Annotated in this window: 4 protein-coding genes; 2 read left to right on the top strand and 2 right to left on the bottom strand. The window is 71.9% G+C overall.

Going from position 1 to position 2567, the window contains the following annotated elements:
* Nucleotides 1-174: 174 nt before the first annotated feature.
* Nucleotides 175-411 carry a DUF397 domain-containing protein gene (locus ACFXAM_RS33735; RefSeq protein WP_380297116.1) on the bottom strand — a complete coding sequence of 79 codons (237 nt, stop codon included), beginning with the start codon at nucleotides 409-411 and terminating at the stop codon, nucleotides 175-177.
* A complete protein-coding gene (locus tag ACFXAM_RS33730; protein WP_380297113.1) occupies nucleotides 408-644 on the bottom strand; it encodes a Scr1 family TA system antitoxin-like transcriptional regulator in 237 nt (78 codons plus the stop codon). The genes ACFXAM_RS33735 and ACFXAM_RS33730 overlap by 4 nt, the downstream gene beginning before the upstream one ends.
* 7 nt (nucleotides 645-651) lie before the next feature.
* Here ACFXAM_RS33730 and ACFXAM_RS33725 point away from each other — a divergent pair, with 7 nt between their 5' ends.
* Nucleotides 652-1413 carry a thiopeptide-type bacteriocin biosynthesis protein gene (locus ACFXAM_RS33725; protein WP_380297111.1) on the top strand — a complete coding sequence of 254 codons (762 nt, stop codon included), beginning with the start codon at nucleotides 652-654 and terminating at the stop codon, nucleotides 1411-1413.
* A complete protein-coding gene (locus tag ACFXAM_RS33720; protein ID WP_380297110.1) occupies nucleotides 1410-2513 on the top strand; it encodes a hypothetical protein in 1104 nt (367 codons plus the stop codon). Before ACFXAM_RS33725 ends, ACFXAM_RS33720 begins: the two co-directional genes overlap by 4 nt.
* The last annotated feature ends 54 nt before the right edge of the window (nucleotides 2514-2567 follow it).

Here is a 2567-nt window from a genome sequence, read left to right as displayed (position 1 = left end):
AAGTCGGCCCATCCGACTTCCTGCGCAGGAGAGAAGGCGGAAGGCCCGGTGCAACCGTTCGATGGCGGGGATGGGCTGATGGGGCCGCGTCTCCTGGGCGGTGGTGCGTAGAAGCACGAAGCCCCGCCGCCCGAGTTGCTCGGGCGGCGGGGCTCAACTTCACCCGCGACGAGGTCAGGCGGCCGGGAAGTTCGGGTCGCCGTTCCTGATGGACTTCACGAACGCGGCCCACTCGTCCGGACGGAAGGCGAGGTGAGGCCGATCGAGGTGCTTGTCGTCACCGAGCCAGACATCGCCGTTGTCGAAGTGAGCCACACGGACACAGGATCCGCTGTTGTCCCCGGAGTGCTGCGAGATGGCCCAGAGAGCGGCCTCGGGGTCATGGTCGTACGGGTCGTGCGGAGCGGTCACGAGATCTCTTCCAGTTTCTTCTGCAGCGCGGCGATGGTGTCCTGGGGTGAGAGAGCGAGCCGGTCCAGACGCTCGAACGCACGCTCCGCCCGGCGCACTTCCCACCCTGACCCGCGGTTGAGCATACCGCCGACGGCTTCGAGGAATACGTGCCGTGATTCCGGCTCCGCGAACCGCATGAGGACCAGCCCCGATGTCAGCACACCCCGCCGTCCCGCCTCCAGCGGCACCATCCGCAGGGTGACCCAACGTCTCGGACCCGCCCTCACGGCGCTCACACACACGGGAGGCATCACTGGCTGGCACTTCCTGCGCAAGGGCGACCGATGGCGGCTGCGCTACCAGCCGGCCACCGCCGATAGCGCCGGCGCCGCTTCGGCCGCCGTGGATGCAGTCCTGGAGGACTTCCGCGCCACCGGCGCGATCACCCACTGGACCCCGGTGATCTACGAGCCCGAGACGATCGCCTTCGGCGGCGAAGCCGCCATGGAGGTCGCACACCGGCTCTTCCACCGCGACAGCCTTCACACCCTCGACTACCTCCGAGCCGTCCACAGCACCGAACGGGACGACCAGCGCCGCGAACTGTCCCTGCTGCTCGGGACCGCGATGATGCGTGGCGCGGGCCTGGACTGGTACGAGATCGGCGACACCTGGGCCAAGATCGCGCAGCACCGCCCGACCGCGCCGGAAACCGACGGCGGGCGCCGACTCCACCAGACCGTCGCCGTGCTGCTCCAAGCCGACACCGGCCCCACCTCCGCGCTCCTCACGACCGGGCAGCTCGCCTTCGCCGCACCCTGGTTCGCCGCCTTCACCGCGTGCGGCCGGGACCTGAGGACCCTCGCCGACAGCGGCCGGCTCCGGCGCGGCCTGCGAGCGGTCCTCGCCCACCACCAGTTCTTCCACTCCAACCGGCTCGGCCTCACCCACGACCACCAGGCGCTGCTGGCCCACGCTGCCACCGCCACTGTCCTCGAACCCACCCAGGAACCCTCATGACGGCCGTCCTGCTCGCCGACGTGCTCCGCCGCTTCCCCCTCGTCCCGCGCAAACGCGCCCTCGCCCTACCGCTGGAGACCCGGGTCGCCCGGCTCACCGAACTCGCCGCCTCGGCCGACGCCCACAGCAACCTCGTCGACGCCGCAGGCGTGCACAACCTCACCGCGCTCCTCGCCGCCGACCGCCGCCTGCCCGACCTCGCCCGAGCCCTGTGCCACAGCCACGCCAACCTCTACCTCGCCGCCCGTCCGCTGCCGCCCGCAACGGCCTGCCTGGCCCTGGAGCCCCTGGTCAACCTCGCCCTGTTGCGGATCCGGGAGGCCGACGGCAACGCTGCCTTCGCTCTCCTCGAACAGCTGGCTCACGCCGTCGCCACCGACTGCGATGCCGTCCTCGACGGGACGCCAGTGCCTCTCTGTGGCCTGACCGCCGACGGGGCGGACCGGAGCGAGGTCGTCGAGTGGATGGACAACGTCCTCGTCCACGATGGCGCCCGCGCCCTCGCGCGGTCCGGCCGGTGGGCCGACGCCCATGTTCACCTGGAGCGGATCGGGGGCATCGGCCGCCGCATGTTCGCCGGCCGTCAGATCGCCGTCATCGCCACGGCCGCTGACGGCCACTTCGAACTGGCGCAGAGCCTGCTCGCCGCGAGCCCGAAGGAAGAGCCCTGGGAGGCCGCCGTCGCCGCCGCGTTGACCGTGGCCTGCTCACTCCTCGCCGGGGGATCATGCCCCGAGCAGGTCGACGCCCTGCTCACCGCTCATCGGGCCGTGGCGCCCGACGACGGAGCGCTGGTCTTCGGCACCCGGCTGGCCCTGACGGTCGCCGACCTCGCCGCGGCGGCCGGAGCCCCCGAAGCGGGGTGGCGGATCTACGCGGACGCTGTCGAGCGGGCGCGCGCCGTCCGGGAGGGGTACAGCGCGCGGGACCTGCTCGCATACCCAGGTGCCGCACATCTTCCGGTCGCCCACCGGAAACAGCTCGCCGCCGCCATGGCCGCCGCAGGACTGGGCGTACGCAGCCTGCCGGCCGACCTCGACGACAGCATCGGAGCCGCGCTCGCTCTGGCCACCGCCGTCATCACGCGGCGGGTCCGGTGACCACACGGCGCTGGGCCGGGGGGTACCCCGCCGCGAGCCGTCACATAACACAGC

The organism is Kitasatospora sp. NPDC059462, assembly GCF_042749955.1.
In the GTDB taxonomy this organism is placed as follows: Bacteria; Actinomycetota; Actinomycetes; order Streptomycetales; family Streptomycetaceae; genus Kitasatospora.
This window is presented reverse-complemented; position numbering and strand designations above follow the sequence as displayed.

Coding starts and splice junctions, on each gene's coding strand:
- ACFXAM_RS33730 (WP_380297113.1), bottom strand. CDS start 644: ATGGTGCCGCTGGAGGCGGGACGGCGGGGTGTGCTGACATCGGGGCTG.
- ACFXAM_RS33720 (WP_380297110.1), top strand. CDS start 1,410: ATGACGGCCGTCCTGCTCGCCGACGTGCTCCGCCGCTTCCCCCTCGTC.